The sequence below is a fragment of the Thermoplasma sp. genome, assembly GCF_008709555.1.
GTDB lineage: Archaea > Thermoplasmatota > Thermoplasmata > Thermoplasmatales > Thermoplasmataceae > Thermoplasma.
In genome coordinates this window covers 7,050-7,284 of the sequence record NZ_VYIJ01000033.1, presented here as the reverse complement: position 1 = coordinate 7,284, position 235 = coordinate 7,050, and the positions used below count along the sequence as shown (strand labels likewise).

Annotated in this window: 1 pseudogene; it reads left to right on the top strand. The window is 54.5% G+C overall.

Annotated elements, in window-relative coordinates:
• A pseudogene (locus F6Q11_RS07415) lies at positions 1-235 on the top strand (MFS transporter); the annotation flags it as partial.

Genomic DNA, 235 nt, shown 5'->3' with positions numbered 1-235 from the left:
ATCAACGCTGCAGGCTCTGTCCTTCTTCGGTGTTCTCTATGCCCTGAGCCTTTACCTGCAGATATCGAAGGGTATGTCGTCACTGTCGGCATCGCTCTATCTCTTCACATATCCACTGGCCTCGATGATCGCAAATCCAGTGAGCGGGTTCCTCTTCGACAGGACGGGCAAGGGCGCTCAGCTCCTCGTCATCGGGCTAGTTATGCAGGCCTTCGGCATATTCATGGTTGCCTAC